This is a genomic window from Micromonospora carbonacea, from assembly GCF_014205165.1.
GTDB classification, from domain to species: domain Bacteria; phylum Actinomycetota; class Actinomycetes; order Mycobacteriales; family Micromonosporaceae; genus Micromonospora; species Micromonospora carbonacea.
Map to the genome: position 1 here is coordinate 1,415,448 of NZ_JACHMZ010000001.1, position 26,159 is coordinate 1,441,606.

The 26,159-nt window shown below is 75.4% G+C and carries 22 protein-coding genes; 14 read left to right on the forward strand and 8 right to left on the reverse strand.

Going from position 1 to position 26,159, the window contains the following annotated elements; genetic code table 11:
• Window positions 1–40 precede the first annotated feature (40 nt).
• The 3 genes from HDA31_RS06445 to npdG all read left to right on the forward strand — a co-directional run bounded on the left by HDA31_RS06445 (window position 41) and on the right by npdG (window position 3,141).
• Window positions 41–859 (forward strand): histone, encoded by an 819-nt coding sequence (locus HDA31_RS06445; protein WP_178065941.1) that lies wholly within the window; start codon window positions 41–43, stop codon window positions 857–859.
• Window positions 860–892: 33 nt separating this feature from the next.
• The gene (locus tag HDA31_RS06450; RefSeq protein ID WP_178065940.1) at window positions 893–2,311 is read left to right on the forward strand and encodes an RNB domain-containing ribonuclease; all 1,419 of its coding nucleotides are present in this window, start codon (window positions 893–895) and stop codon (window positions 2,309–2,311) included.
• Window positions 2,312–2,442: 131 nt separating this feature from the next.
• Window positions 2,443–3,141, forward strand: a complete 699-nt coding sequence (gene npdG / locus HDA31_RS06455; protein ID WP_178065939.1) for an NADPH-dependent F420 reductase — start codon at window positions 2,443–2,445, stop codon at window positions 3,139–3,141.
• A gap of 147 nt (window positions 3,142–3,288) precedes the next feature.
• Here the strand turns inward: npdG and HDA31_RS06460 are convergent, their stop codons facing one another.
• The 3 genes from HDA31_RS06460 to HDA31_RS06470 form a co-directional block, all read right to left on the reverse strand.
• Window positions 3,289–3,753 carry a hypothetical protein gene (locus HDA31_RS06460; RefSeq protein ID WP_178065938.1) on the reverse strand — a complete coding sequence of 155 codons (465 nt, stop codon included), beginning with the start codon at window positions 3,751–3,753 and terminating at the stop codon, window positions 3,289–3,291.
• A gap of 184 nt (window positions 3,754–3,937) precedes the next feature.
• The gene (gene panB, locus HDA31_RS06465; protein WP_178065937.1) at window positions 3,938–4,783 is read right to left on the reverse strand and encodes a 3-methyl-2-oxobutanoate hydroxymethyltransferase; all 846 of its coding nucleotides are present in this window, start codon (window positions 4,781–4,783) and stop codon (window positions 3,938–3,940) included.
• A 121-nt stretch (window positions 4,784–4,904) separates the two neighbouring features.
• Window positions 4,905–6,695 carry an NAD+ synthase gene (locus HDA31_RS06470; protein ID WP_178065936.1) on the reverse strand — a complete coding sequence of 597 codons (1,791 nt, stop codon included), beginning with the start codon at window positions 6,693–6,695 and terminating at the stop codon, window positions 4,905–4,907.
• Window positions 6,696–6,909: 214 nt separating this feature from the next.
• Here HDA31_RS06470 and glnA (HDA31_RS06475) point away from each other — a divergent pair, with 214 nt between their 5' ends.
• The 4 genes from glnA (HDA31_RS06475) (at window position 6,910) to HDA31_RS06490 (ending at window position 10,021) form a co-directional block, all read left to right on the forward strand.
• Window positions 6,910–8,259: a type I glutamate--ammonia ligase gene (gene glnA / locus HDA31_RS06475; RefSeq protein WP_074474770.1), complete on the forward strand. Its 1,350-nt coding sequence runs from the start codon at window positions 6,910–6,912 to the stop codon at window positions 8,257–8,259.
• 106 nt (window positions 8,260–8,365) lie between these two features.
• Window positions 8,366–8,791, forward strand: coding sequence for a DUF350 domain-containing protein (locus HDA31_RS06480; RefSeq protein ID WP_074474771.1), 426 nt, complete (start codon window positions 8,366–8,368; stop codon window positions 8,789–8,791).
• 35 nt (window positions 8,792–8,826) lie between these two features.
• Window positions 8,827–9,519: a helix-turn-helix transcriptional regulator gene (locus HDA31_RS06485; protein WP_178065935.1), complete on the forward strand. Its 693-nt coding sequence runs from the start codon at window positions 8,827–8,829 to the stop codon at window positions 9,517–9,519.
• 124 nt (window positions 9,520–9,643) lie between these two features.
• Entirely contained in the window at window positions 9,644–10,021 is a 378-nt protein-coding gene (locus HDA31_RS06490) for a VOC family protein (protein WP_178065934.1), read from the forward strand.
• Between the two features lie 112 nt (window positions 10,022–10,133).
• Here HDA31_RS06490 and HDA31_RS06495 read toward each other — a convergent pair whose 3' ends face one another.
• Window positions 10,134–10,631, reverse strand: a complete 498-nt coding sequence (locus HDA31_RS06495) for a hypothetical protein (RefSeq protein ID WP_178065933.1) — start codon at window positions 10,629–10,631, stop codon at window positions 10,134–10,136.
• 188 nt (window positions 10,632–10,819) lie between these two features.
• Here HDA31_RS06495 and HDA31_RS06500 point away from each other — a divergent pair, with 188 nt between their 5' ends.
• Window positions 10,820–11,704 carry a Vgb family protein gene (locus HDA31_RS06500; RefSeq protein ID WP_178065932.1) on the forward strand — a complete coding sequence of 295 codons (885 nt, stop codon included), beginning with the start codon at window positions 10,820–10,822 and terminating at the stop codon, window positions 11,702–11,704.
• 91 nt (window positions 11,705–11,795) lie between these two features.
• Here the strand turns inward: HDA31_RS06500 and HDA31_RS06505 are convergent, their stop codons facing one another.
• Window positions 11,796–12,746, reverse strand: coding sequence for a S66 peptidase family protein (locus HDA31_RS06505; RefSeq protein ID WP_246384053.1), 951 nt, complete (start codon window positions 12,744–12,746; stop codon window positions 11,796–11,798).
• Between the two features lie 124 nt (window positions 12,747–12,870).
• On the opposite strand from HDA31_RS06505, the gene HDA31_RS06510 reads away from it, so the two are divergent.
• The 5 genes from HDA31_RS06510 (at window position 12,871) to mptB (HDA31_RS06530) (ending at window position 21,535) form a co-directional block, all read left to right on the forward strand.
• Window positions 12,871–13,638, forward strand: a complete 768-nt coding sequence (locus tag HDA31_RS06510; protein ID WP_074474775.1) for a type 1 glutamine amidotransferase — start codon at window positions 12,871–12,873, stop codon at window positions 13,636–13,638.
• Window positions 13,639–13,645: 7 nt separating this feature from the next.
• Window positions 13,646–16,780, forward strand: a complete 3,135-nt coding sequence (locus HDA31_RS06515) for a bifunctional [glutamine synthetase] adenylyltransferase/[glutamine synthetase]-adenylyl-L-tyrosine phosphorylase (RefSeq protein ID WP_178065931.1) — start codon at window positions 13,646–13,648, stop codon at window positions 16,778–16,780.
• Between the two features lie 67 nt (window positions 16,781–16,847).
• Window positions 16,848–18,449 carry a hypothetical protein gene (locus tag HDA31_RS06520; protein WP_246384051.1) on the forward strand — a complete coding sequence of 534 codons (1,602 nt, stop codon included), beginning with the start codon at window positions 16,848–16,850 and terminating at the stop codon, window positions 18,447–18,449.
• Window positions 18,443–19,894 (forward strand): polyprenol phosphomannose-dependent alpha 1,6 mannosyltransferase MptB, encoded by a 1,452-nt coding sequence (gene mptB / locus HDA31_RS06525; protein WP_221486570.1) that lies wholly within the window; start codon window positions 18,443–18,445, stop codon window positions 19,892–19,894. Before HDA31_RS06520 ends, mptB (HDA31_RS06525) begins: the two co-directional genes overlap by 7 nt.
• Window positions 19,895–19,903: 9 nt before the next feature.
• Complete coding sequence (gene mptB / locus HDA31_RS06530; protein WP_178065928.1) at window positions 19,904–21,535, forward strand: polyprenol phosphomannose-dependent alpha 1,6 mannosyltransferase MptB; 1,632 nt, start codon at window positions 19,904–19,906, stop codon at window positions 21,533–21,535.
• Window positions 21,536–21,845: 310 nt separating this feature from the next.
• Here the strand turns inward: mptB (HDA31_RS06530) and glnA (HDA31_RS06535) are convergent, their stop codons facing one another.
• On the reverse strand, window positions 21,846–23,270 hold the full coding sequence (glnA, locus tag HDA31_RS06535; RefSeq protein WP_074474778.1) for a type I glutamate--ammonia ligase: 1,425 nt from the start codon (window positions 23,268–23,270) through the stop codon (window positions 21,846–21,848).
• 258 nt (window positions 23,271–23,528) lie between these two features.
• Between glnA (HDA31_RS06535) and HDA31_RS06540 the strand changes: the two genes are divergently transcribed.
• Complete coding sequence (locus HDA31_RS06540; protein WP_074474779.1) at window positions 23,529–23,921, forward strand: RDD family protein; 393 nt, start codon at window positions 23,529–23,531, stop codon at window positions 23,919–23,921.
• 4 nt (window positions 23,922–23,925) lie between these two features.
• Here the strand turns inward: HDA31_RS06540 and HDA31_RS06545 are convergent, their stop codons facing one another.
• Together HDA31_RS06545 and HDA31_RS06550 are read right to left on the reverse strand one after the other, a co-directional pair.
• Window positions 23,926–24,615: a DUF4191 domain-containing protein gene (locus HDA31_RS06545; RefSeq protein WP_178065927.1), complete on the reverse strand. Its 690-nt coding sequence runs from the start codon at window positions 24,613–24,615 to the stop codon at window positions 23,926–23,928.
• Window positions 24,616–24,666: 51 nt separating this feature from the next.
• On the reverse strand, window positions 24,667–26,157 hold the full coding sequence (locus HDA31_RS06550; protein WP_178065926.1) for an NAD(P)/FAD-dependent oxidoreductase: 1,491 nt from the start codon (window positions 26,155–26,157) through the stop codon (window positions 24,667–24,669).
• Window positions 26,158–26,159: the final 2 nt, after the last annotated feature.

The following is a 26,159-nucleotide window of genomic DNA, read 5'->3' on the forward strand; positions in this document are numbered from 1 at the left end:
AGAAGGCACGCGAGAGCATGTCCCCAAGGAGGGAACCACGATGGCCGAAGCACAAAAGGCCACCACCCGCCCGGCCGCCCAACGTACGACCGCGAAGAAGACCGCCGCGGCCGGACGGGCCACGGGCACGACCCGGGCCGCCGGCACGGCGACCCGGCGGCCGACCGTGACCAAGGCGTCCCCGAACGCCTCCGGCGCCGGGGCCGGCCGGGTCCCGGCGAAGAAGGCGGTCGCGAAGAAGGCCGCCGCGACGAAGGTGGCGGCCAGCAGGACCCCGGTCGGCAGTAGGACCACGGCGAAGAAGGCGCCCGCCACGCGGACGGCGGCGAAGAAGGCCCCGGCCGCCAAGAGCACGACGGCGGCGAAGAAGGCGTCCGCGACGGCGGCGAAGCGCACGGCCACCGCCGCGAAGCGGACCGGCGCGACGGCGGCGAAGAAGGCCCCCGCGAAGAAGACCACCGCCGCCCGCAAGGTCACCTCCACCGCGCGGAAGACCACCGCCACGGTCCGTGGCACGGGCGCGGCGGCGAAGAAGACCGGCACGGCGGCGGCGAAGCGGACGACGACGGCGGCGAAGAAGGCGCCCGCGACGGCGGCGAAGCGCACGGCCACCGCCGCGAAGAAGACCACGGCCGCCAAGAAGGCCCCGGCGACGAAGCGGACCACGGCGGCGAAGAAGGCCCCCGCGACGAAGCGGACCACGGCGGCCAAGCGGACCACGGCCGCGAAGAAGGCCCCGGCGGCGAAGAAGACCACGGCCCGGAAGACCACGGCGGCGGCCCGGTCCACCGGCGCCACCCGCACGGCCACCGCCAGGAAGGCGCCGGCGAAGAAGCCGACGTCCACCCGCACCCTCTGACCCGCGGGCGGGTGGGGGTGCCAGGATTGGGCCGTGCTGATCCGACGCGTCCTCGCGCCCCGCATCGACTTCGGCGCGCTGCGCCGCGAGCTGGAACTGCCCGACCGGTTCCCGCCCGCGGCGCAGCGTGAGGCCGAGGCGGCGGCCGCCGCGCCGCCCCGGCCCGCCGTCGACCGCACCGACGTCCCGTTCGTCACCGTCGACCCGGCCACCTCGCGGGACCTCGACCAGGCGATGCACCTCGCCCGCCGTCCCGGCGGCGGCTTCCGGGTCCGGTACGCCATCGCCGACGTCGCCGCCCACGTGCGCCCCGGCGGCGCGCTGGAGGAGGAGACCTGGCGGCGCGGGCAGACCGTCTACCTGCCCGACGGCAACGTCCCCCTGCACCCCGAGACGCTCAGCGAGGGGGCGGCCAGCCTGCTGCCCGACCAGGACCGGGCGGCCGTGCTGTGGACGATCGACCTCGACCCCGACGGCGGCACGGTCGCCGTCGCGCTGGAACGCGCCCTGGTGCGCAGCCGCGCCAAGCTGGACTACGTCGGCGTCCAGGCCGCCGCCGACGCCGGCCGGCTGCCCGAGCCGATCGCCCTGCTCCCCGAGCTCGGCGCGCTGCTCACGGCGCGCGGCCTGCGCCGGGGCGCGGTCAACCTGCCGCTGCCCGAGCAGGACGTCGAATCCGACGGCGACGGGTGGCGGCTGGTGCTGCGCGGCCCGGCGCCGATGGAGGAGCACAACGCGCAGATCTCCCTGCTCACCGGGATGGCCGCCGCCGACATCATGCTGGCCGGCGGAGTCGGCCTGCTGCGCACGATGCCGCCGCCGAGGCCGGAGGCGGTGGCCCGGCTGCGCACCGCCGCCGCCCCGCTGGGCGTGCGCTGGCCGGACGGCGTCGGCGTCGGCGAGCTGCTCGCCGGGCTGGACGCCGCGGAGCCCCGGGCCGCCGCGTTCGTCGACCAGGCGGCCGAGCTGATGCGCGGCGCCGCGTACACCGCGTTCGACGGCGCGCTGCCCGAGCAGCCGGCGCACGGCGGGGTCGCCGCCGCGTACGCCCACGTCACGGCCCCGCTGCGGCGGCTGGCCGACCGGTACGCCACCGAGGTCTGCCTGGCCCTGCACGCCGACCGGCCGGTGCCCGACTGGGCCCGCGCGGCGCTGCCCAGGCTGCCGCAGGTGATGGCCGCGACCGACCGGACGGCCGGGGCGGCCACCCGGGGCGCGGTCGAGCTGGCCGAGGCGGTGCTGCTGGCGCACCGGGTCGGCGAGAGCTTCGACGCGGCGGTGCTGGACGTCGACGAGCCGCGGCCGGGCCGGCAGCCCGGCGGCACGGTGGCGCTGGACGCCCCGCCGGTGCGGGCCCGCTGCACGGGCGTGCTGCCGCTGGGCGAGCGGGTCCGGGTCCGGCTGGTCACCGCCGACCCGGCCACCCGGAAGGTCCTCTTCGCGCTGGCCTGACAGCCGTCGCGCGCCGGTGGGCCGCGCGGGGCCGGCGGGTCGGGCCGCGCGCAGCGCCCGGAGCGGCCCGGCGGGCCTTCGCACCGTGCCCGACGCCGCTGCCGGCCTGCCTCGTTTGCGAGGATGGGGCCATGGCATACGACGCGAGCACGCTGCCCGACGTGTCCGGGCTGACCGTCGGCATCATCGGCGGCACCGGCGACCAGGGCCGGGGCCTGGCCTACCGGTTCGCCCGCGCCGGGCAGTCCGTGCTGATCGGCTCCCGGTCGGCCGAGCGGGCCGCCGAGGCCGCCGCCGAGATCGCCGCCCTGCGGGGCGTGCCCGCCGAGGCTGAGGTGGCGGGCGCGGGCAACGACGAGGTCGCCCGGCGCAGCGACGTGGTCGTGATCGCGGTGCCGTGGGACGGGCACGCCGCCACCGTCGCCGCCCTGGCCGGGCCGCTCGCCGGCAAGATCGTGGTCGACTGCGTCAACCCGCTCGGCTTCGACCGGCAGGGCCCCTATGCGCTGACCGTCGCCGAGGGCAGCGCCGTCCAGCAGGCCGCCGCCCTGCTGCCCGACTCGCGGGTCTGCGCGGCGTTCAACCACGTCAGCGCCCCGCTGCTGGCCGACCCGGAGGTCGACCGGATCGACCTCGACGTGCTGATCTGCACCGAGGACCGCGAGCTGGTGGACGTCGTCGGCGCGCTCGCCGCCCGGATCCCCGGGATGCGGGGCATCTACGCCGGCCGGCTGCGCAACGCCCACCAGATCGAGGCGTTCACGGCCAACCTGATCGCCATCAACAAGCGTTACCGGGCCCACGCCGGGCTCCGCGTCACCGACCTCTGAGCGACGCCCCGCGCGATGTCGGCGACCTGGCGGTATCCGGGCGGTCGGGATACCGCCAGGTCGCCGACGTGGAGTCGATCACCATTCGTGGGACGGGCGGCACAGCGGCGGTGGAAGGCCGCCGGCGCACCCAGTCCGGCGCTCGGGTCAGAGGTTCGGGTCGACGCCGACCTTCTTGCAGGCGGCGTTGGCCTTCGCGCCGGCCTTCTCCAGGGCGGCGCTGTCCTCGGCCGCGGCCTCGACGTCCGCGGCGTTCGCGATCCTGCGGGCCTCCGCGCCGACCGCGGCCAGCGCGACGGCGACCTCGCTGCCGGAGCCGTCCGTCGCGGGCGCCACCTCCGACATCTCGGTGAACGCCTTCTTCATCGCCGCCGCCGGGTCCCCGCCGCCCACGACGGCCTTCATCAGCGCCTTCTTCGAGTCGTCCGCGACCTTCTTCGCGGTCTCGCAGAGCTTCTTGTCGGCGGCCGGGTCGGCGGAGGCGGGGGCGGCGGCCGTCGGGGCGGCCGCGCCGGTGGTCGGGGCGGCGGCAGCAGTAGTAGTGGCGATGGCCGAGGCGGGCGCGGCCGTCGGGGCCGGCTCCTCCCCGCCGCACGCCGCGAGCGCCAGCACGGAGACGCAGGTCAGGACAACCGTTGAGATACGAACATGATCCACGAGCGGGTACCTTAGCCGCTGCGTCCGCTGGCCGGACGCCCGCGTCACCACCCGCCGGCTGTCGCCGCCGTCGGCGCGGGCCGCCGGACGCTGCGGTGGACGACACGGGGCACGCCGCCCACCGCAGCGCCGCCACGCGTCAGAAGGTGTGCTCGGCGGCCGGGAACCCGCCGCCCCGGACCTCGTCGGCGAACCGCCGGGTCGCCTCGGTCAACGCCCCGGCCAGGTCGGCGTAGCGCTTCACGAACCGGGGGGCCCGCCCCGTGCGCAGGCCGGCCATGTCCTGCCAGACCAGCACCTGCGCGTCGGTGTCCGGCCCGGCCCCGATGCCGACCGTCGGGATCGTCAGCTCACCGGTGATGCGCTTGGCCACCTCGCCCGGCACCATCTCCAGCACCACCGCGAACGCGCCCGCCTCGGCCACCGCGAGGGCGTCGGCGAACACCTCGTCGGCCGCGTCGCCGCGCCCCTGCACCCGGTACCCGCCGAGGGTGTGCTCGCTCTGCGGGGTGAAGCCGACGTGCGCCATCACCGGGATGCCGGCCCCGACGATCGCGGCGACCTGGTCGGCGCAGCGCCGGCCGCCCTCCAGCTTGACCGCGTGGCAGCCGCCCTCCTTCATGAACCGCACGGCGGTGCGCAGCGCCTGCGTCGGCCCCTCCTCGTACGAGCCGAACGGCAGGTCGCCGACGACCAGCGCCTGCCTCGTCGCCCGCACCACGGCGCGGACCAGCGGCAGCAGCTCCTCGGTGGTCACCGGCAGCGTCGTCTCGTAGCCGAAGACGTTGTTCGCCGCCGAGTCGCCGACCAGCAGCGCCGGGATCCCGGCGGCGTCGAAGATCGACGCGGTGTACTGGTCGTACGAGGTGAGCATCGACCACTTCTCGCCGCGCTCCTTGGCGGCGAGCAGGTCGCGGGTGCGCACCCGCCGGGTGGCCGGGCCGCCGTAGAGGGCGGTCACCTCGGTCGGGGTGGACTCCACCATGACTGTCTCCTTCCTCGAGGCCGCGCGCGCGGTCCCCGGGTCCGTCGCAAGCGTCGCACCGCGCGCCGGCCGACGGCAGGAGGCAGTGGAGGATTTCACTCCCCGGTGGGCCCGGCCCGGCTCAGCCGTCCTCGCGCCAGCGGTTGGTGATCGGCAGCCGCCGGTCCCGCCCGAACGCCTTCATCGAGATCTTCGTGCCGGGCGCGGACTGCCGCCGCTTGTACTCCGCGGTGTCCACCATCCGCAGCACCCGGTCGACGACCGCCGGGTCGTGCCCGGACTCGACGAGCCCCGTGCGGCCCAGGTCGCCGTCGACGTATCCGATCAGGATCGGGTCGAGCACGTCGTAGTCCGGCAGCGTGTCGCTGTCGAGCTGGCCGGGGCTCAGCTCGGCGCTCGGCGGCTTGCCGATCGAGTTCTCCGGGATCGGCGGGGTCTCGCCCCGGCGGGCGGCGTCGGCGTTGCGCCACCTCGCCAGCCGCCAGACCAGCGTCTTCCACACGTCCTTGACCGGGTTGAAGCCGCCGACCGAGTCGCCGTAGAGAGTGGAGTAGCCCACCGCCAGCTCGCTCTTGTTGCCGGTCGTGAGGACCAGGTGGCCCTCCTGGTTCGACAGCGCCATCAGGATCACCCCGCGCACCCGGGCCTGGAGGTTCTCCACCGTCACCCCGGACAGCGACAGGTTCGCCAGGAACGTGTCCACCATCGGCTGGATCGGCTCGACCCGGTAGTCCAGGCCGGTGCGCTTGGCCAGGTCCTCCGCGTCGGCCCGGGAGTGCTCCGACGAGTGCCGGCTGGGCAGCGAGACGCCGACCACCCGGTCCGGGCCGAGCGCGTCGACCGCGAGGGCCGCCACCACCGCCGAGTCGATGCCGCCGGAGAGCCCCAGCACCACCGACGGGAAGCGGTTCTTGTCGACGTAGTCGCGCAGGCCCAGCACCAGCGCCTGCCACACCTCCGCCTCGTCGGCCACCGGCTCGATGATCCCGCCCACCGCCGCCGCGCCGCCGGGTGCCGGCGGGACGTCGCCGACGGCGGCCCGCACGATCCGCATGCCCGCGGCCAGCTCGCCGCCGGCCGGCGCGGCCCCGCCGGCCAGGGCCGTGTCGCCGCCGGACCCCTCGGCCGCCGGCAGCTCGACGTCGTGCACGAGCAGGTGCTCGACGAACTGGGGGGCGCGGGCCAGCAGCGTCCCGTCCGCGCCGACGATCAGCGAGTCGCCCTCGAAGACCAGCTCGTCCTGGCCGCCGACCATGTTGACGTACGCCACGGCGGCCCCCGCCTCGGCGGCCCGGCGGCGCACCAGCGGCAGCCGGATGTCGTCCTTGTTCAGCTCGTACGGCGAGCCGTTGATCGTGACGACCAGGCCGACGCCGGCCTGCCGGGCCGCCGCGAACGGGCCCCCGGCCTGCCACATGTCCTCGCAGATGGTCAGGGCGACGTCCACCCCGCCGACGCGGACCACCGTCAGCGCGTCGCCCGGGACGAAGTAGCGGTCCTCGTCGAACACCCCGTAGTTGGGCAGGTGGTGCTTGAAGTAGGTGGCCACCACCTCGCCGCCGTGCAGCACCGCGGCGGCGTTGCGGGCCCCCCGGCCCGGCTCGGCGTCGGAGCTGACCTGCGGCGGCCCGTCGGCGTCGAGGTAGCCGACCACCACCGGCACCCCGCCGAGGCCGTCGGCGGCCAGGTCGGCGGCGAGGCGGCGCAGCGCCGCCTGCGACGCGGCGACGAAGGACCGGCGGAACACCAGGTCCTCGACCGGGTACCCGGTGAGCACCATCTCCGGGAACAGGACGAGCTGGGCGCCGGCGTCGGCGGCGGTGCGGGTCCACCGGCGGACCAGGCCGGCGTTGCCGGCGAGGTCGCCGACGCTCGGGTTGACCTGGGACAGGGCGAGACGCAGGGTGGGCATGTCCACATCTTGCCCCAGCCGGGCGGCGGCGGCACCGGGGCTGCGCGGAGACGGCGGCCACTCGTGCGGCGACGCCGGTCGGGCCGGTCCGCCAGGGGGCGGGACACGACAGGACGTGGTCCAGGTCGGTCGCGTAACGTCTGCGTAAAGGAGCCGGTGGAGACTGGGCGGCCAGGCCCCACCGGTGGTGGAGACAGTGGCACGAGGGGTGGAAGTGGACCGTCAGCAGGAGTTCGTCCTCCGTACGCTGGAAGAGCGGGACATCCGGTTCGTCCGGCTGTGGTTCACCGACGTGCTGGGCACGCTCAAGAGCGTGTCGGTGGCGCCCGCCGAGCTGGAGGCCGCGTTCGAGGAGGGCATCGGGTTCGACGGCTCGGCGATCGAGGGCTTCGCCCGGGTCTTCGAGTCCGACATGGTGGCCATGCCCGACCCGACCACCTTCCAGGTGTTCCCCTTCGAGGGTGGCGTCAGCGGCGAGAGCGCCCGGATGTTCTGCGACATCCTGCTGCCCGACGGCGGCCCGTCCTGGGCCGACCCCCGGCACGTGCTGCGCCGGATGCTGTCCAAGGCCGCCGAGAAGGGCTTCACCTTCTACACCCACCCCGAGATCGAGTTCTTCCTGCTGGAGAACGGCCCGCAGGACGGCTCGGTGCCGACCCCCGTCGACACGGGCGGCTACTTCGAGCACACCACGCACGCGGTGGCGCGGGACTTCCGCCGCCAGGCCGTGCTGGCCCTGGAGCGGATCGGCATCTCGGTGGAGTTCAGCCACCACGAGGTCGCCCCCGGCCAGCAGGAGATCGACCTGCGGTACGCCGACGCGCTGACCACCGCCGACAACATCATGACCTTCCGGCACGTGGTCAAGGAGGTGGCGCTCTCCACCGGAGTGCAGGCCAGCTTCATGCCGAAGCCGTTCACCGACCAGCCGGGCAGCGGGATGCACACCCACCTGTCGCTGTTCGAGGGCGAGCGCAACGCGTTCCACGACGGCGGCGACCCGATGAAGCTGTCGAAGGTGGCGAAGTCGTTCATCGCCGGGCTGCTCACGCACGCCCGGGAATACACGGCGGTCACCAACCAGTGGGTCAACTCCTACAAGCGGCTGTTCCCGCAGGCGCTGCCCGACCGGATCACCGAGAGCCCCGCGTACGTCTGCTGGGGTCACCTCAACCGGTCGGCGCTGGTCCGCGTCCCGGCCTACGGCAAGCCGAACTCGGCCCGGGTGGAGGTGCGCTCGCTGGACTCGGCGACGAACCCCTACCTGGCGTTCGCGGTGCTGCTCGGCGCCGGCCTCAAGGGCATCGAGGAGGGCTACGAGCTGCCCCCGGGCGCCGAGGACGACGTCTGGTCGCTGAGCAGCGCCGAGCGCAAGGCGATGGGCTACGAGGCGCTGCCGGAGAACCTGGCCGAGGCGATCGACGTGATGGCCGGCTCCGAGCTGGTCGCCGAGGTGCTCGGCGAGCACGTCTTCGACTTCTTCCTGCGCAACAAGCGGTCCGAGTGGGAGCAGTACCGCCGCGAGGTCACCCCCTACGAGCGGCAGCGCTACCTGTCGCTCTAGCGGCGCCGGCCGGCGCGGCCTGTCGGGGAGTTGCGGCGGGCCGCTATCGTCTCGATCACCGCGCCGGCACCCCCGCCGGGCGGCCGGTGGTGGTGGGAGGCAGTCGGTGCTGGAGGACCTGCTCAGCGGAGCATGGCAGAGCGTCGTGTTCGGGGTCGTCGGGGTGGGGCTGATGGCGGCCGGCTTCGGCCTGGTCGACCTGCTCACCCCCGGCAGGTTGCGGGAGCTGATCTGGGTGCGGCGCAACGGCAACGCGGCGCTGCTGCTCGCCGCGAACCAGCTCGGCATCGCCGGCATCGTGTTCACCGCGATCCTGACCAGCTACAGCGACTTCGCCAAGGGCCTGGCGTCCACGGTCGTCTTCGGGCTGATCGGCCTGCTGATCATGGCGCTGGCGTTCTTCGTGCTCGACATGCTGACCCCCGGCCGGCTCGGCGAGATCATCTGCTCCGACGAGCCGCACCCGGCGGCCCGGGTCAGCGCCGCCACCCACTTCGGGGCCGCGCTGATCGTCTGCGCCTGCATCGCCTGAGCCCGCCTGTCACACCCGGCGGCTAGGTTCGCCGGGTGAACCGCACGGACCGCCTCTACGCCCTGGTGGAGGAGCTGCGGGCGGTGTCGCCCCGGCCGCGCAGCGCCCGCTGGCTCGCCGGCCGCTTCGAGGTCAGCTCCCGCACCATCGAGCGCGACATCGCCGCGTTGCAGCAGACCGGGGTGCCGATCTGGGCCGAGCCGGGCCGCACCGGCGGTTACGTGGTCGACCGCGCGCACACCCTGCCGCCGGTGAACCTCACCGCCGTCGAGGCGGTGGCGATGGCCGTCGCGCTGCACCGCCTCGACGGCGGCCCGTTCGCCGCGGCGGGGGCGACGGCCCTGCGCAAGCTGCTCGCCGTCCTGCCGCCGGCCGACGCCGCCGAGGCCCGCCGGCTCGCCGGGCGGGTGCACCTGGTCGGCGGCGGGCCCGCCACGCCCGTCCCGGCCGCCGTCGCCGGGGCGGTCACCGCCGCCCGGGTCCTGCGCATCGGCTACGCCGACCGGGCCGGCGTCGCCACCGAGCGGGTCGTCGAGCCGCTGGGCTTCCTCGGCAACCCCTGGCACTGGTATCTGCTGGCCTGGTGCCGGCTGCGCGACGGTCCGCGGGCGTTCCGCCTCGACCGGATCTCCGCGGTGACCGTGCTGACCGAGCCGGTGACCCGAGAGCTGCGCCCCGACGTGCTGGACATCCCGCGCCAGGTCGTCCGCCAGCTCACCCTCGCCTGAGCCACGCCGCCGGCTCCCGCCCGATCCCGTCGGAAACACCGACAGGACGCTGTCGCGGCGCGGGGCGAGGCTGGGTCCCGGCGACGCCGGTCGACCGGCCGGCGCGACGAACGGGAGGCACTCCATGACCACGACCAACCCGATCACCTGGTTCGAGATCGGCACCGACCGGCCGGACGAGGCCGAGCGCTTCTACGGCGAGCTGTTCGGCTGGGAGTTCGCCGAGCAGGGCGCGCCGGGCCGGTCGTACCGGGTGACCGGCGGCGGGGCCGACGGCGCGGGGATCGGCGGGGCGATCCGCGCCTCCGACGGCAGCACGCCGAACTACGCGATCTTCTACGCCGAGGTGCCGGACGTGGCCGCCGCCGTGCGGCGGGCGGAGACGGCCGGCGGCCGGGTGCTGGTGCCCCCGTTCACCGCGCCGAGCGGGCTCACCTTCGCCCACCTGCTCGACCCGTCGGGCAACCACTTCGGGGTCTTCACGCCGCCCCCGGGGCGGTGAACGCCGCCTTGCGCGGGTGGTGAACGCCGCGCGCCATGACGCCGACATGGCGGGGTCGGAGTGCTCCGGACCCCGCCATGTCGGCGACCCGGTGTCGCTCAGGCGCGCGGCGTCACTTGCCGGCCGGGCCGCCGTGGCCCCGGCCCCAGCCGCCGGGGGAGCCGCCCCCGCCGGGGAAGACGCCGGCCTCGACGGCCTTCGTGATCGCGTCGGCCTGCTCCTGGGTCAGCTTGCCGTCCTTGACGGCCTGGGCCAGCCGCTCCTTCAGCGCGGCCTGCCGCTCGGCGGCGTCGGGGCGCTCGCCCCGCTCGCCGCGCTCGCCGCGCTTGCCCAGCCCCGGACGGTCGGCCTTGTGCTGCTCCCGGACCTTCTCCAGGGCAGCGGTCACCTTGTCGGTGGAGACGCCCAGCTCCTTGGCGAGCGCCTCGGCGAACTCCGACTGCCGCTCGGCCCGCTTCTCCTGCCGATCGGTGTGCTCGCTGCTGCTGGCGCCCGGCGACGGAGTGCCCTCCTCGGCGAACGCGATGGTCGGCGCCGCGATCCCCACGCCGAGCACGCCGGCCGCCGCGAGGCCGGCCAGCACGTGCTTCTTCGACATCTTGCGGGACATCCTGTGTCCTCCAGACTCGTTGCTCGGATGCGATGACGTCACCGAGAGTGACTGACCTGGCTGGGGCGGAGCCGTGGCGACCCTGTCAGCGAGCTGAAAATCGGGCATTTGAGGGCGGACAAATCGGTTGCCGGGGGACACCGGGCGCGGCAGGGTGGTCCGGAATCCCACAGAGAGGCGGGACGCCCGTGCCGCAGCCGACCATCCGCGAGACCGCCCTGCCCGACCCGGACTGCGGGCCGTACGGGATCGCCGCCGGCCCCGACGGCGCGCTCTGGGCGACGCTGGTCCGCTCCGGCGGGATCGCCCGGGTGAGCGCCGACGGCGCGGTGCGGGTCCACCCCGGCGACCCGGCGAGCCGGCCCCTCGTCGTCACCGCCGGCCCCGACGGCGCGCTCTGGTTCACCCGCTCCGGCGACGACCGGCTCGGCCGGATCACCACCGCCGGGGCGGCGACCTCCGTCGCGCTGCCGGCCGGCACCGGCCCGGGCGGCATCGCCGCCGGCCCCGACGGAGCCCTCTGGTACGCGGGGATGAGCAACGACACCGTCGGCCGGGTCGACGTCGACGGCGCCCACACGGCGTACCCGCTGCCGACCTCCGGCGGGTTCCCGTCGATGATCACGGCGGGGCCCGACGAGGCCCTGTGGTTCACCCTCAACCAGGCCAACGCCGTCGGCCGGATCGCCTGCGACGGCGAGGTGGCCCTGCACCCGCTGCCCACCGCCGCCGCCGGCCCGGTCGGCATCACCCTCGGCGTCGACGGGGCGCTGTGGTTCGTCGAGATCGCCGCCGGTCAGCTCGGCCGGATCACCACCGACGGACGGATCGAGGAGTTCCCGCTGCCCGACCGCGCCGCCCGCCCGCACGCGATCGTGGCCGACCCGGCCGGCGGCTGCTGGTTCACCGAGTGGGCGGCCAACCGCATCGGCCACGTCACGGCCGCCGGCCGCGTCGACGCGTACGACCTGCCCACCCCCGGCTCGGAGCCGCACGGCCTGGCGGTCCTGCCCGACGGCACGGTCCACGTCGCCCTGGAGTCGGGCGCGATCGCCCACCTCACCCCGGCCTGACGGCCCCGGCTCACCGCGATCTTGCACTTCGGGCCCCCAGGGCGGGTGGTTCGTACCCTTTGCCCGGGCCGAAAGTGCAAGATCGCGTGGGTCAGCGGACGGCGGGGGCGGCGGTCAGCGTGCCGGCGGTGGCGTCGAGGGTGGCCTCGGTGCCGACAGGGATCGTGAGCTGGGCGTGGCCGTGGCCGATCGGCAGGCCGCCGAGGACCGGCACCCCGAGGTCGCCGAGGCGGTCGGTCAGCACGTCGACGACCGTGGTGTCCCAGCCGTCCGCGCAGTCGGTGAACTGACCGACGGCCACCCCGGCCAGGCCGTCCAGCGCCCCGGAACGGCGTAGCTGGGTGAGCATCCGGTCGACCTTGTACGGGGGCTCCTGCACGTCCTCGACCAGCAGCACCGCGCCGGTCAGGTCCGGCATGTCGGCGGTGCCGAGGGTGGCGGTGAGCAGGCACAGGTTGCCGCCGAGTAGGGTGCCCGTGGCGCGACCGGGCACCCGTACCCCGAAGGTCTCCTCGCCGGGGACGGCGGCGACGGTGACCGGCGCGGTGGTCATCAACGCCGCGTGCAGCGACTCGGCGGAGCGCAGTGGGGTGCGCTCGTCCCGCCAGGCCGCGCCGGGGCCGTGCACGCCGGCCAGCCGCGCGCCCCGCCACAGGGCGAGCTGCACCGCGGTGATGTCGGAGAAGCCGGCCACCACCTTCGGGTCCCGGCGCACCGCCGCCATGTCGATGGCGTCCACGATCCGCTGCGCGCCGTAGCCGCCCCGGGTGCAGATCACCCCGCGCACCTGCGGGTCGGCGAACGCGGCGTTCAGGTCGGCGGCGCGCAGCTCGTCCGCGCCGGCCAGGTAACCCCGCCGGGCGTACGCGTGCGCGGCGGGCACCGGCCGCAGCCCCCAGCCGGTGAGCAGCTCCACGCCCCGGGCCACCCGCTCGGGGCGGGTCGGCCCGGACGGCGACACCAGCAGCACCGTGTCGCCGGGGCGCAGGGCCGGTGGGCGCAGCACGGCGGCCGGGCGCGGCGCGGCGTCGTCGGCGGTCACAGCCGCAGAGCCTAGCCGCCGGCCGGCTCCCCGCAGCGGGCACTCCTGCACGGGACCGGACGCGCCCGGCGCGCGGGCCGAGGCGTTCCGGGCGGCGGTCGACGCACCCGATAGCCTCGACGGCGTGGGAACCGCGCTGGTGATCGAGAACGACCCGACCGACGACCCCCGCCGCCTGGGGGAGTGGCTGGTGGAGGGGGGCCTGGAGCTGCGCGTGCTGCGCCCGCACGCCGGCGACGACCTCCCCGACGACCTGGACGGGCACGTCGCGCTGGTGGTGCTCGGCGGCGACCAGCACGCCTACCCGGGCCCCGACGGCGCCCCCGGCGCACCCTGGTTCCCGAAACTGGAGGGGCTGCTGCGCAAGGCCGTCCGGCACCGGGTGCCCACCCTCGGCGTCTGCCTCGGCGCGCAGCTGCTCGCCACCGCCCACGCCGGCCTGGTCGAGCGCAGCCCGTCCGGGCCCGAGGTCGGCCCCGCCGTCGTCGGCCGCCGCGACGCCGCCGAGACCGACCCGCTGTTCCGGTACGTGCCGCTGATCCCCGACGTGCTCCAGTGGCACACCGACGAGATCACCGAGCTGCCGCACGGGGCGACCCTGCTGGCCGCGTCCACCCGCTACCCGCACCAGGCGTTCCGGCTCGGCGACCGGGCCTGGGGCCTCCAGTTCCACGTCGAGTGCGACACCGCGATGATCGCCGACTGGGCGACCGGCTCCGCCCTGCTCGACGAGCTGGGCTACGACCCCGAGCTGGTGGTCGCCGCCTGCGACCGGGTGATGGCCGACGTCGAGGAGGTGTGGCAGCCGTTCGCGATCCGGTTCGCCGCCCTCGCCCTCGGCGAGCTGGGCGACGACAGCGTCCGGCGCCCCCTGCCGCTGCTGGGGCACTGAGGCGATGATGAGCAGACCCGCGCGGGGCCGGCTCGCCCGCTACGGCTTCGGCACCGACGACGGCTCCCGCGCCGCCGACCTGCTCGGCCCGGCCGGGCTCGACCTGTGGCACCCGCAGGAGCAGGAGCCGGTCGACGACCGGGCCGCCGAGCTGCTGGCCGCGCTGTCCCGGGCCGCCGACCCCGACCTGGCCCTGCGCCAGCTGCACCGCCTCGTCGAGACCGAGCGCCGCACCACCGGGGGCACCGCCACGCCCGCCACCAACGGCAGCGGTGCGGGCGGTGCCGGCGACCGGCCCGCCGGCTCGGCCGTGCTGGACGCCCTGCACGCCGACCCGGGGCTGCGCCGGCGGCTCGTCGCCGTGCTCGGCGCGTCCTCGGCCCTCGGCGACCACCTGGTGGCCAACCCCCGGCAGTGGCCGGTGCTCGCCACGGCCCCCGACGGGCTCGCCCCCGCCGCCGAGGGCCGGCTCGACCTGGCCGCCGCCGCCCGCGTCACCCCGTCCACCCAGCCGGTGGCGGTGCTGCGGCAGGCGTACCGGCTGGCCCTGCTGCGCATCGCGGCGGCCGACCTGACCGGCGGCCGGGCCCTGGAGCAGACCATGGCCGCGCTGTCCGCGCTGGCCGACGCCACCCTCGCGGCGGCGTACGACATCGCGGTGGGCGAGCTGCCCGAGGGGACCGCCGTGCCCCGCCTCGGCGTGGTGGCGATGGGCAAGTGCGGCGGCGGCGAGCTCAACTACGTCTCCGACGTCGACGTGATCTTCGTCTGCGCCGAGGACGACGAGCTGCCGGCGGCCACCACGATCGCCACCCGGCTGATCCACGTCTGCGGGCTGGTCGCCTGGCCGGTCGACGCGGCGCTGCGCCCGGAGGGCAACCGGGGGCCGCTGGTGCGCACCCTCGCCAGCCACCTGGCCTACTACCGGCGCTGGGCGCGCACCTGGGAGTTCCAGGCGCTGCTGAAGGCCCGCCCGGCGGCCGGCGACCTGGCGCTGTGCCAGGAGTGGATCGACCAGCTCGCCCCGCTGGTGTGGACCGCCGCCGAGCGCCCCGAGGCCGTCGACGACGTCCGGTCGATGCGCCGGAAGATCATCGACAACATCCCGCCGAAGGAGCTGGACCGCGAGATCAAGCGCGGCCCCGGCGGGCTGCGCGACATCGAGTTCGCCGTCCAGCTCCTGCAACTGGTGCACGGCCGCGGCGACGAGACGCTGCGCGTGCCCGGGACGATCCCCGCCCTGCGCGCCCTGGTGGCCGGCGGCTACGTGGGCCGCGCCGACGGGGAGGCGCTGCTGCGCGGCTACCGCTTCCTGCGCGGCGTCGAGCACCGGCTCCAGCTCCAGGGCCTGCGCCGCACCCACACCGTGCCGACCGAACCGGCCGCGCTGCGCTGGCTCGCCGCCGCCCTCGGCTACGCGGCCACGCCGGGCCGCAGCGCCGTCGAGGAGTTCCGCGCCGAGTGGGTCACCCACGCCACCGAAGTACGCCGGCTGCACGCCAAGCTGCTCTACCGGCCCCTGCTGGAGTCGGTGGCCCGCGTCCCCGCCGACGGGCTGCGGCTCACCCCCGAGGCGGCCCGGCACCGGCTGGAGATCCTCGGCTTCGCCGACCCCGCCGGGGCGCTGCGGCACCTCCAGGCCCTCACCGGCGGGGTGAGCCGCACCGCCGCCATCCAGCGCACCCTGCTGCCGGTGCTGCTCAGCGAGTTCGCCGACGCCCCCGAGCCGGACCGGGGGCTGCTCAACTACCGGCAGGTCTCCGACTCCCTCGGCAGCACCCCCTGGTACCTGCGGCTGCTGCGCGACTCCGGCCCGGTGGCCCGCCGGCTGGCCCGCGTCCTGTCCTCCTCCCGGTACGCGGCCGACCTGCTGGCCCGCGAGCCGGAGGCGCTGCGGCTGCTCGCCGAGGAGAACGAGCTGACCCCCCGTCCGCGCGCCGTCCTCTGCGAGGGCTTCGCCGCCGCGGCGGCCCGGCACGCCGCCGACCCCGTCGAGGCGACCCGCGCCGTACGCGCGCTGCGCCGCCGGGAACTGGTCCGCATCGCCTGCGCCGACATGCTGAGCCGGGCCGGGTCGCTGGCCCCCACCCCCGGCCGGGACGCGGACCGGGTGGCCGCTGGCCGGGACGCCGACCGGCCGGCGTCCGGCCGGAACCCCGACGCCGCCGGGCGGGCCGCGCTCGGCCTCGCCGACGTCACCGCCGTCGGCACCGCCCTGTCCGACGTCACCGACGCCACCCTCGCCGCCGCGCTGCGCGCCGCCCGGGCCGCCCAGCCGGCCCTGCCCGGCCTGCGGTTCGCGGTGATCGGCATGGGCCGGCTCGGCGGGTACGAGTCGAACTACCTCTCCGACGCCGACGTGCTCTTCGTCTACGACCCGCCCGCCGGGGCCGACGAGGGCGCGGCCAGCGCCGCCGCCCACGCGATCGCCGAGGAGCTGCGCCGGCTGCTGTCCGCCCCCGCCCCCGACCCGGCGCTGGGCGTCGACGCCGACCTGCGCCCCGAGGGCCGGCAGGGTCCCCTCGTGCGCAGCCTCGCCGCGTACGCCCAGTACTACGCCCGCTGGTCGAAGGTGTGGGAGGCGCAGGCGCTGCTGCGCGCCCGGTTCGTCTGCGGCGACGCCGACCTGGGGACCGAGTTCGAGACGATGGTCGACCCCGTGCGCTATCCCGCCGACGGGCTGACCCGGGAGCAGATCGTCGAGATCCGCCGGATCAAGGCCCGGGTGGAGACCGAGCGGCTGCCCCGGGGCGCCGACCCGGCGACCCACACCAAGCTGGGCCGGGGCGGGCTCGCCGACGTCGAGTGGGCGGTGCAGCTGGTCCAGCTCCGGCACGCCGGCCGACTGCCGGAGCTGCGCGGCACGCGTACCCTCGACGCGCTCGCGGCAGCGGCCGGCGCGGGCCTGATCGACCCGGCGGACGCCACGGCGATGGCCGCCGGCTGGACCCTCGCCGCGCAGGTCCGCAACGCGCTGATGCTGGTGCGGGGCCGCGCCGGCGACCAACTGCCCCGGCACGGCGTGGAGCTGGCCGGGGTGGTGCGGCTGCTCGGCCGCGACGACCCGGGCGAGTTCCTCGACGAATACCTGCGCACCGCTCGCCGCTCCCGCGCGGCGATGGAACGCGTCCTCGATGCCTGAGGCGCAAGGAAGGGCCCCTTCTTATCACTTTCCGCATAGCAGGGGGCCCCTGCTAACACCTGCCGTGGTGGCGGCCGGCGTGGCGGTGCTGCTCGCGGGGGCGTACCTGATCGCCCCGCCGATGGGCACCGACCTCGCCGCGCAGGTCGCCCGCGCCGGGTTCGCCGACCGGCACGGCGCAACCCCGGTCGACCTCGGCTGGTACGGCGGGGTCGACCAGTTCGGCTACAGCCTCTTCACCGCCCGGCTGGCCGCGTGGGTCGGGCCCCGCCCGCTCGGCGCCGCCGCCGCGGTGCTCGCCGCCGCCGCGCTGGGCCACCTGTTCGCCCGGCACCGGGCCCGGCGGCCGCAGCTCGCCGGGGTCCTCGGGGCGGTCGTGCTGGTCGGCAACCTGGCCAGCGGTCGGGTCACCTTCGCCGTCGGGCTGACGCTGGGGCTGCTCGCGCTCTGCGCGGTCGGCGTCGACCTGCCCGGGCCTGCGGGGGCGGGCCGACGCGACCGGGCCCGTCCGGCGCGGCTGGCCGTGGCCGGCCTGCTCGCCGCGCTGGCCACCTGGGCCAGCCCCGTCGCCGGCCTGTTCACCGGCCTGGCCGGCGCGGCGCTGCTGCTGGCGAGCCTGCGCCGGGGTGCCGGACCGGGGCGGGCGCTGCCCGGCGGGTGGCGGGCCGACCGGCCGCTCGCCGAGTGTCTGACGCTGTGCCTCGCCCCGGCGGTCGCGCTCGCCCCGATGGCGCTGCTGTTCGGCAACGGCGGGACGCAGCCGTTCACCGCCGAGTCGATGCGGATCAACGTCGCCCTCGCCGTGGTCGTCTTCTTCGCGGTGCCGCGTCGCCGCCGCGCGCTGCGCGCCGGTGCGGGGCTGACCGTGCTGCTGCTGGTCGCCGCGCAGCTCGTGCCCAGCCCGATCGGCTCCAACGCCCTGCGGCTGCCGCTGCTGTTCACGCTGCCCCTGCTCGCCGGGTACGCGCCGCTGCCCGGCCCGTGGCTGGCCGGGCTGCTCGCCGCCTGCGTCTGGTGGCAGAACCCGGTGCTGACCAACGACCTCGCCCGCGCCGGTTCGCCCGAGAGCGCGGCGGCGTACTACCGGCCGCTGGCCGACGAGTTGGCCCGCCGGCAGCCGGTGGGCCGGGTCGAGGTGGTGCCGCTGCGCGACCACTGGGAGTCGGCGTACCTGCCGGACACCGTGCCGCTGGCCCGGGGCTGGGAGCGGCAGGTCGACACCGCCCGCAACCCCCTGTTCTACGGCGACGACCTCACCGCCGACGCGTACGCCGGCTGGCTGCGCCGGGAGGCCGTCGCGTACGTCGCGCTCGCCCCCGACAGCGTGCCCGACCGGTACGCCCGCCAGGAAGCCGCCCTCGTCGCCGCCGGTCAGCCGTACCTGCGCGAGGTGTGGCGGGACGCCACCTGGCGGCTGTACGCCGTCACCGACCCCGTGCCCCTGGTCGGGGCGCCGGGGCGACTGGACGGGTCGGGCCGGGCGGCCGTCCGGTTCACCGTCGACGCGCCCGGCGACGTGCCGGTGCGGGTGCGTTGGTCGCGCTGGCTGACCCTGACCGGGCCGGGTGGTTGCCTCGCGCCCGCCCCGGACGGCTTCCTCACGGTGCGCGGGGCCACGCCGGGGTCGTACCGGGTCACCAGTTCCCTGCGGCCGTCCGGACAATGCTGACCGTGGACCGTCACCGTCTGATCCGTTACGCGGGGCTCGCCGGCTCCGCCCTGCTGTCGCTGTCGGGGTTCCTCGGCGGGGCGTTCCCCGGCGGCGACCTGCGTCCCACCCCGGTCAGCATCTGGCAGGGCCCGCACGGGCCGCTGATCATCGCGTCCTGGCTGGTCGGCACCGCGCTCATGGCGTGGGCCTGGTGGTCGCTGCGCGACGGCCCGCCGTCCGCGCGCTGGGCCATGGTCACCGCCGGGCTCTGGCTGCTGCCGTTGCTGGTCGCGCCACCGATGGCCAGCCGCGACGTGTACGCGTACGCGTGCCAGGGGGCCAGCTTCGCCAACGGCGTCAGCCCGTACGAGCAGGGCGTGTCGGCGTTGCCCTGCCCGTGGCTGGACACCATCTCGTACATCTGGCGGGACACCCCGGCCCCGTACGGACCGCTGTTCGTGGTGCTGGCCGGCGCGGTGGTGAAGGCGACCGGGTCGCTGACCGCGAGCATCGTGCTGTTCCGGCTGTTCGCCGTGGCCGGGCTGGCGCTGACCGCTGCCTGCCTGCCGGTGCTGGCCCGCCGCTGCGGGGTGCCGGTCGGCAAGGCGCTGTGGCTGGCGCTGGCCAGCCCGCTGATCGGCGTGCACCTGGTGGCCGGGGCGCACAACGACGCGATCATGGTCGGCCTGCTGGTCGCCGGGCTGGCCGTGGTGGCCGCCCGGCCGGGCCGTCCCGGGCCGCTGCTGGCCGGGGGAGTGCTGCTCGGGCTGGCCGTGTCCATCAAGATCACCGGTGTGGTGGTGATCCCGTTCGCCGCGCTGGCCGCCATGTCCGGGCCGTACCGGATCCGCACGCTGCTGCGCGACGGCGGGTGGGTCGTCGCCGGCGCGGTCGCCACCGTGGTCGGGGTGACCTTCGCCGGCGGGCTGGACTTCGGCTGGGTCGGCGGGCTGTCCAAGGGCGGCGACGCGATCGCCTGGACCTCGCCGCCCACCGCCGTGGGGCAGGCCGCCGGGTACGTCGCGCTGATCTTCGGCGCGCACGTCGACGCGCTGCCGGTGACCCGGGCGCTCGGCGTGGTGGTGCTCGCCGGGTTGCTGCTCTGGCTCTGGTGGCGGGCCCGCACCCGGGAGCCGCTGTGGCACGCCGGCCTCGCGCTGGCCGCCATGGTGGCGATGTCCCCGGTCGTGCACCCCTGGTACTGGATCTGGCCGCTGACCGTGCTCGCCGCGACGACCGTCCGCCCCGCCCGCTGGTACCTCGTCGTGGCGCTCGTCTCGGCGTTCCTGATCCTGCCGGACGGCACCGGGCTGGCCCGGTACACGAAGCTGCCCGGGGCCCCGCTGATGACGCTTCTGCTGATCTGGGCGGCCGTGCGGTTGGTACGGTCGGCGAGGGCGGATCGCGCGGCGGACCGCGCGCCGGACCGCGCGCCGGACCCCGCCATCCGGGGAGCCGACTGAGCGAAGGGTGTGCCGGTGGCCGTCGTCGCCCGCTGGGCGGGACTGCTCGGTGCCGCCCTGCTCGCCGTCGCCGGCTGGCTGGGCGGGGCGCTGCCCGACCTGACCGGCGGCACGCCCGCCCAGGTGTGGCGGGGCCCGCACGGTCCGGCGGTGCTGGGCTGCTGGCTGGCCGGCACCGCGCTGATGGTCGGGGCGTGGTGGGCGCTGCGCGACGGCGCACCGTCGGGCCGGTGGGCGTACGCGACCGCCGGGCTCTGGCTGCTGCCGCTGCTGGCGACGCCGCCGCTGGGCAGCCGCGACGTCTATTCGTACGCCTGCCAGGGCTGGTCGTACGCGCACGGGCGCGATCCGTACCGGTTGGGGGTGGCGGCGGCCGGCTGCCCGTGGCTGGACTCGGTCGCCCCGATCTGGCGGGACACCCCCGCGCCGTACGGGCCGCTGTTCGTACTGCTCGCCGCGTTCGCGGTGACCGTCGGCGGCAGCCTGGTCGGTGCCATCGCCGTCCTGCGGCTGTACGCCGTCGCGGGCGTGCTGCTGGCCGCGTACTGCCTGCCGGGGCTGGCCCGCGCGGCGGGCGTGCCGCTCCGGCGGGCCGCCTGGCTGGCGCTGGCCGCGCCCCTGGTCGGGGTGCACCTGGTGGCCGGGGCGCACAACGACGCGGTGGCCCTCGGCCTGCTGCTGGCCGGCCTGCGGGTCCTGCTCCGCCGGCCGGCGAGGTCACCCGCGCCGGCCGGGGCACCGGTGCCGGCCTGGGTCCTGATGCCGGCCGGGGGCCTGGCGCCGGCCGGGGGCCTGGCGTCGGGCGGGGTCCTGGTGTCGGCCGGGGTGCTGCTCGGGCTGGCCGTGGCCGTGAAAGCGACCGCCGTGGTGGCGCTGCCGTTCGCGGCGCTGGCCGCCGTCGCCGGCCGACCCACCTGGCGGGCGCTGCTGCGCGGCGGGGGCTGGCTGGCCGGCGGCGCGCTGGCGGCGCTGCTGGCGACCTCCGTGGCGTCCGGGCTGGGCCTGGGCTGGGTCCAGGGGCTGGCCCGCAGCGGCGACTCCGCGCAGTGGACGTCGCCGCCGACGGCAGTCGGCTTCGTCGTCGACTACGCGGGGGAGTGGGCCGGGCGGCGGCCCGACGCCGTGCCGGTGACCCGGGCCGCCGGCCTGCTGCTGCTCGCGGCGATGCTGGTAGCCCTGTGGTGCTGGGCGTGGCGGTCGCTGCGCGCGCGCGACGGCGTACCCCACGGGGCGGCTGCCCCGGCGGGGGCCCGGTGCCGGGTGGCCCTGCTCGGCGCGGGGCTGGCGCTCGCCGCCACTGTCGTCCTCTCGCCGGTCTTCCACCCCTGGTACGCCACCTGGCCGCTGACGCTGCTCGCCGTCTCGGTGATCCGACCGGCCCGGAACACGTGGTTCGTGCTGCCCAGCGCGGTGGCCGCCGTCCTCACCCTGCCCGACGGCACGAACCTGGCCCGCTCCACGAAGGCCCCGGGCGCGATCGTGATGACGGCGCTGCTGGCGGCAGTGGCGGTGCTGGCGGCGGTCCGCGCCACCGGCGGTCGGCGCGGTGGCGGTGGAGGTGGCGGTGGCGGAGACAGCGGCGTGGGCAACGACGGCGAGATCGGCGGGGACAGGGATGGCAAGGCTCTGCGCGGCCCCTAGGGAGCTGAGTCATCGGCGACATCACGGTTTCGGACGGGCTCGGACGTCACGACGTCGGGTGGCCCCGGGGCCGGCTGATGTCGTAAACGACTCAGCTCCCTAGGCGGTCTCAGCCCCTGTGCCACCTGGAGTTCCCCCGGCGATCGGTTGCCGTGCCCCTGCCCACCTGCTCTGCCCGCCTACGCGCCTGTCCACCCCCGCCCGTCCCGCAAGCAGACGCGAAGCGGCCGGGCCGGCTCCGCGTGCGGCGGAACCGGCCCGGCCGGTGTTGCAGGAGGTGCCGGCCCGGAGGCTCAGCAGTCCGCAGTGCTCAGCAGTCGAAGTACATCGCGAACTCGTGCGGGGTCGGGCGCAGGCGCACCGGGTCGACCTCGTTGGCCCGCTTCCACTCCACCCAGGTGGAGATCAGGTCCGGCGTGAAGACGCCGCCGTCGAGCAGGTAGTCGTGGTCGGCCTCGAGGGCGTCGAGCACCTCGGGCAGCGAGCCCGGAACCTGCTTGACCGAGCCCCACTCCTCCGGCGGCAGGTCGTACAGGTCCTTGTCGATCGGCGCCGGCGGCTCGATCTTGCTCTTGATGCCGTCGAGGCCGGCCATCATCATCGCCGAGAAGGCGAGGTACGGGTTGCTCGACGGGTCCGGCACGCGGAACTCGACGCGCTTGGCCTTCGCGTTGCTGCCCGTCACCGGGATGCGGGTGCAGGCGGAGCGGTTGCGCTGCGAGTAGACCAGGTTCACCGGGGCCTCGTAGCCGGGCACCAGGCGACGGTACGAGTTGACCGTCGGGTTGGTGAACGCCAGCAGCGACGGGGCGTGGTGCAGCAGGCCACCGATGTACCAGCGGGCGGTGTCCGACAGGCCGGCGTAGCCGGTCTCGTCGTAGAACAGCGGCTCGCCGTTCAGCCACAGGCTCTGGTGGGTGTGCATGCCCGAGCCGTTGTCGCCGAAGAGCGGCTTCGGCATGAACGTGGCGGTCTTGCCGTTGGCCCAGGCCTCGTTCTTGATCAGGTACTTGAAGAGCTGGAGCTGATCGGCCGAGTGCAGCAGGGTGGAGAACTTGTAGTTGATCTCCGACTGACCGGCGGTGCCGACCTCGTGGTGCGAGCGCTCCACGGTGAAGCCGGCGTCGACCAGGCGGCGGACCATGCCGTCGCGCAGGTCGGCGTAGTGGTCGACCGGCGGCACCGGGAAGTACCCGCCCTTGTACGCGGTCTTGTAGCCGCGGTTGCCGCCCGGCTCCTCGCGGCCCGTGTTCCAGGCGCCCTCGATCGAGTCGATGTAGTAGAACGACTGGTGGGCCGAGGTCTCGTGGCGGATCGAGTCGAAGATGTAGAACTCCGCCTCGGCGCCGAAGTACGCGGTGTCGGCGATGCCGCTCGCGGCGAGGTACGCCTCGGCCTTCTTCGCCACGTTCCGCGGGTCCCGGGAGTAGGCCTCACGGGTGAACGGGTCGTGGATGAAGAAGTTGAGCGCGAGGGTCTTCTGCGCGCGGAAGGGGTCGATGAAGGCGCTCGCGACGTCCGGGAGCAGGAGCATGTCCGACTCGTGGATCGCCTGGAAGCCGCGGATCGACGATCCGTCGAAGGCGAGACCGTCGTTGAAGACGCTGTCGTCGAAGGACTCCACCGGCAGGTTGAAGTGCTGCATCACGCCGGGCAGGTCACAGAAACGTACGTCGACGAACTTCACGTCCTCGTTCTTGAGGTATCGCAGCAGTTCCTCGGGATTGGCGAACACACGTCCTCCTGGCACGTCCACGGGTGGCTGGCTGGTGGCGACGCTATGGCCGTGCGGTTGCCCGGCCGTATCTGCTGTGTTTCTGTCGTGTTACGTCGCTCGCGCTGCGTCATAAGCGCCGGTCAGTCGCCGTCGGGTGACCGTTCGGACGATACCCGGCGCGGCAGTTTGCCGCAGATCAACGCCTTTTGTCTGGTTGGGCGGCGGGTGTGCTTCCGGCCACGTTCGGGCCCTTGACTACCCTTGGCGGTCGTGACCATGCCGCAGCCCCCCGCGCCGCCCGCCGCCGACCCCGCGTTCGCGCCGCCCACGCTGGGCCGCCGGTTCGGCGCACTGGTGATCGACTGGGTGCTCTGCCTGCTGGTGTCCAACTTCTTCGCCGACCCGGTCCGCGACGGCTGGGCCCCCGTCGCGGTGCTGATCGTCGAGTACGGCTTCTTCCTCGGCCTGTTCGCGCAGACCCCCGGCATGTACGTCACCCGGATCCGCTGCCTCTCCTGGGCCGACGGCGGCCGGATCGGCCTGGCCAGGGCGCTGCTGCGCGGCCTCCTGCTCGCCCTGGTCGTCCCGGCCCTGATCATGGACGAGCACCGCCGCGGCCTGCACGACCGCCTCACCGGTTCGGTGATCGTCGCCGCGCCGCGCGGGTAGGGCGTCAGCGGCCCCGGGTCTGCCGGAACGCGCCACGCGGCGGGCGCATGTTCTTCGGGATCGCGCCCTTGGGCATCTGCGGCCGGGCGGTGAGCGCCTTGAGCCGCCTGTCGAGGGCGTTGACGTCCTTGCCGCTGAGGGCGCGCGGCAGCCGCATCAGCGTCATCCGCAGCTTGCGGATCGGCAGCTCACCCTCCTCCTGGCCGATCACGTAGTCGTGCAGCGGCGCGGAGCCGATCACCTTGGCCAGCCGCCGCTTCTCCTGCCCCAGCAGGCCGCGGACGCGCTGCGGGTTCCCCTCGGCCAGCAGGATCACGCCGGGACGGCCGATCACCAGGTGCACCATGTCCATCTGCGTGGTCGCGCTGACCGCCGGGGACACCCGCCAGTCGCCGCGCATGCTCTCCATGATCTGCGCCGCCGCGCCGGGCTGCCCCTCGGCGGCGTTCATCATCGCCGCGTTCGACCGCAGGTTGAGCACGATCAGCAGCGCGAGCAGGGCGAGCAGGATGCCCAGCGGCAGCCACAGCCAACCCCAGAGGAGCACCGCGACCACGGTCAGCGCGAGCGGGATCAGCACCGCGCCGGCGGCCAGCGGAGCGAACCACCTGTCCTGCTTGGCGGTGAACGTGAACACCATCCCGATCTGCTTCAGCCGCTGGCCGAACGAGACCTTCTCCTGGGGCTTAGCCATGTCGCAGAGTCTAGGTGGTCGCCGCCCACCCCGTTGATCCGCGCCCGCCAGTCACGGGCGGCGGGGCAGCACCGGGGCGGCCCGGCCCGTGCCGTGCCGTCCGTCGGCCGAGGCGGAGGACGACGACGCGTCCGCCTGCTCGTGGTATTCCTCCTCGACGTTGACCTCCCACACGTCGTGGCCGGCGTCGTCGAGGATGTTCTCCACGGTCAGCATCGCCGTGAGCATCGAGTGGTCCTGGTTGTTGTAGCGGTGCATGCCGTTGCGGCCCACCGGGTGCACGTTCGGCAGCGCCTCGGCGAGCCAGTCGCGCATGATCTCGACGGCCTGCTCGTAGCCGGAGTCGTACACCGGGTACGCCTTCGGCATCCGCACCACGTAACCGGCCGAGACCGCCCCGGGACGGACCAGCCCGAGCGCCTCCAGCTCGGCCGTGCCCCGGGCGATCAGGTCGTCGTCGGCCGACTCCCACAGGTCGTCGCCTTCGTCGACGAAGTATTCCAGCCCGAGGCAGGTGAACCCGTCCCGCACCAGGAACGGCGACCAGGAGCCGAAGTTCTGGATCCGGCCCACCCGTACCCCCGGGGTGTGCACGTAGATCCAGTTGTCGGGGAAGCCGGCGTCGGCCGGCACGACCAGCGCCACGGTGAGGAAGTCGCGGTGCCGCAGCGCGTCGGCGGCGGCCAGCACCGGCGGCGGCGCGGGCGGGTCCACGGCCCGCACCAGCTCCGGCAGCGGCATGCTGGAGATCACGTGGTCGGCCTCGATGCGGCGCTCGCCGTCCGGCCCCGCCACGGTCACCGCGACCGCCCGGCCGTCGGCCCGGTGCACCCGCGCCACCGACGTGCCCATCGTCACCGTGCCGCCGGCCTTCGTGACCAGCTCGGCGCAGCGCTCCCACATCATCCCCGGGCCGAGCTTCGGATACTGGAACTCCTCGATCAGGCTGGTGATGTCGGCGCGGGCCCGGCGGGGCAGCAGCGCGTTGCGCACCGCGCCGGCCAGCGAGAGGTTGCGGATCCGCTGGGCCGCCCAGTCCGCCTGCAGCTCCGTGGCCGGGAAACCCCAGACCTTCTCGGTGTACGTCTTGAAGAACATCCGGTACAGCCGCGTGCCGAAGCGGGCCGACACCCAGCCCTCGAAGTGGCTCTGGTCCGCCGGTGGCCGCAGCCGCGCCCACACGTACGACCCGACGCAGCGCACCGCCTCGACGATGCCCAGGTTGCCCAGCGCGTTGCCGGCCCGCAGCGGGTAGTCGAACAGCTTGCCCCGGTAGTGGATCCGGCTCATCCGGGGGCGCAGCAGGAAGTCGCCGTCGGGCAGCACCTCGTGCCAGAACTCCTCGACCCGGGCGACCTTGGTGAAGAACCGGTGCCCGCCGATGTCGAACCGCCACCCGTCCCGCTCGACGGTGCGGCTGATCCCGCCCACGACGTCGTCAGCCTCCACCACCTCCGCGGGGGCGTTGCGTCGAGTCAGCTCGTACGCGGCGGTGAGGCCGGCGGGACCGGCGCCGATGATGACGGTGTGCGGCAGGGGCATGA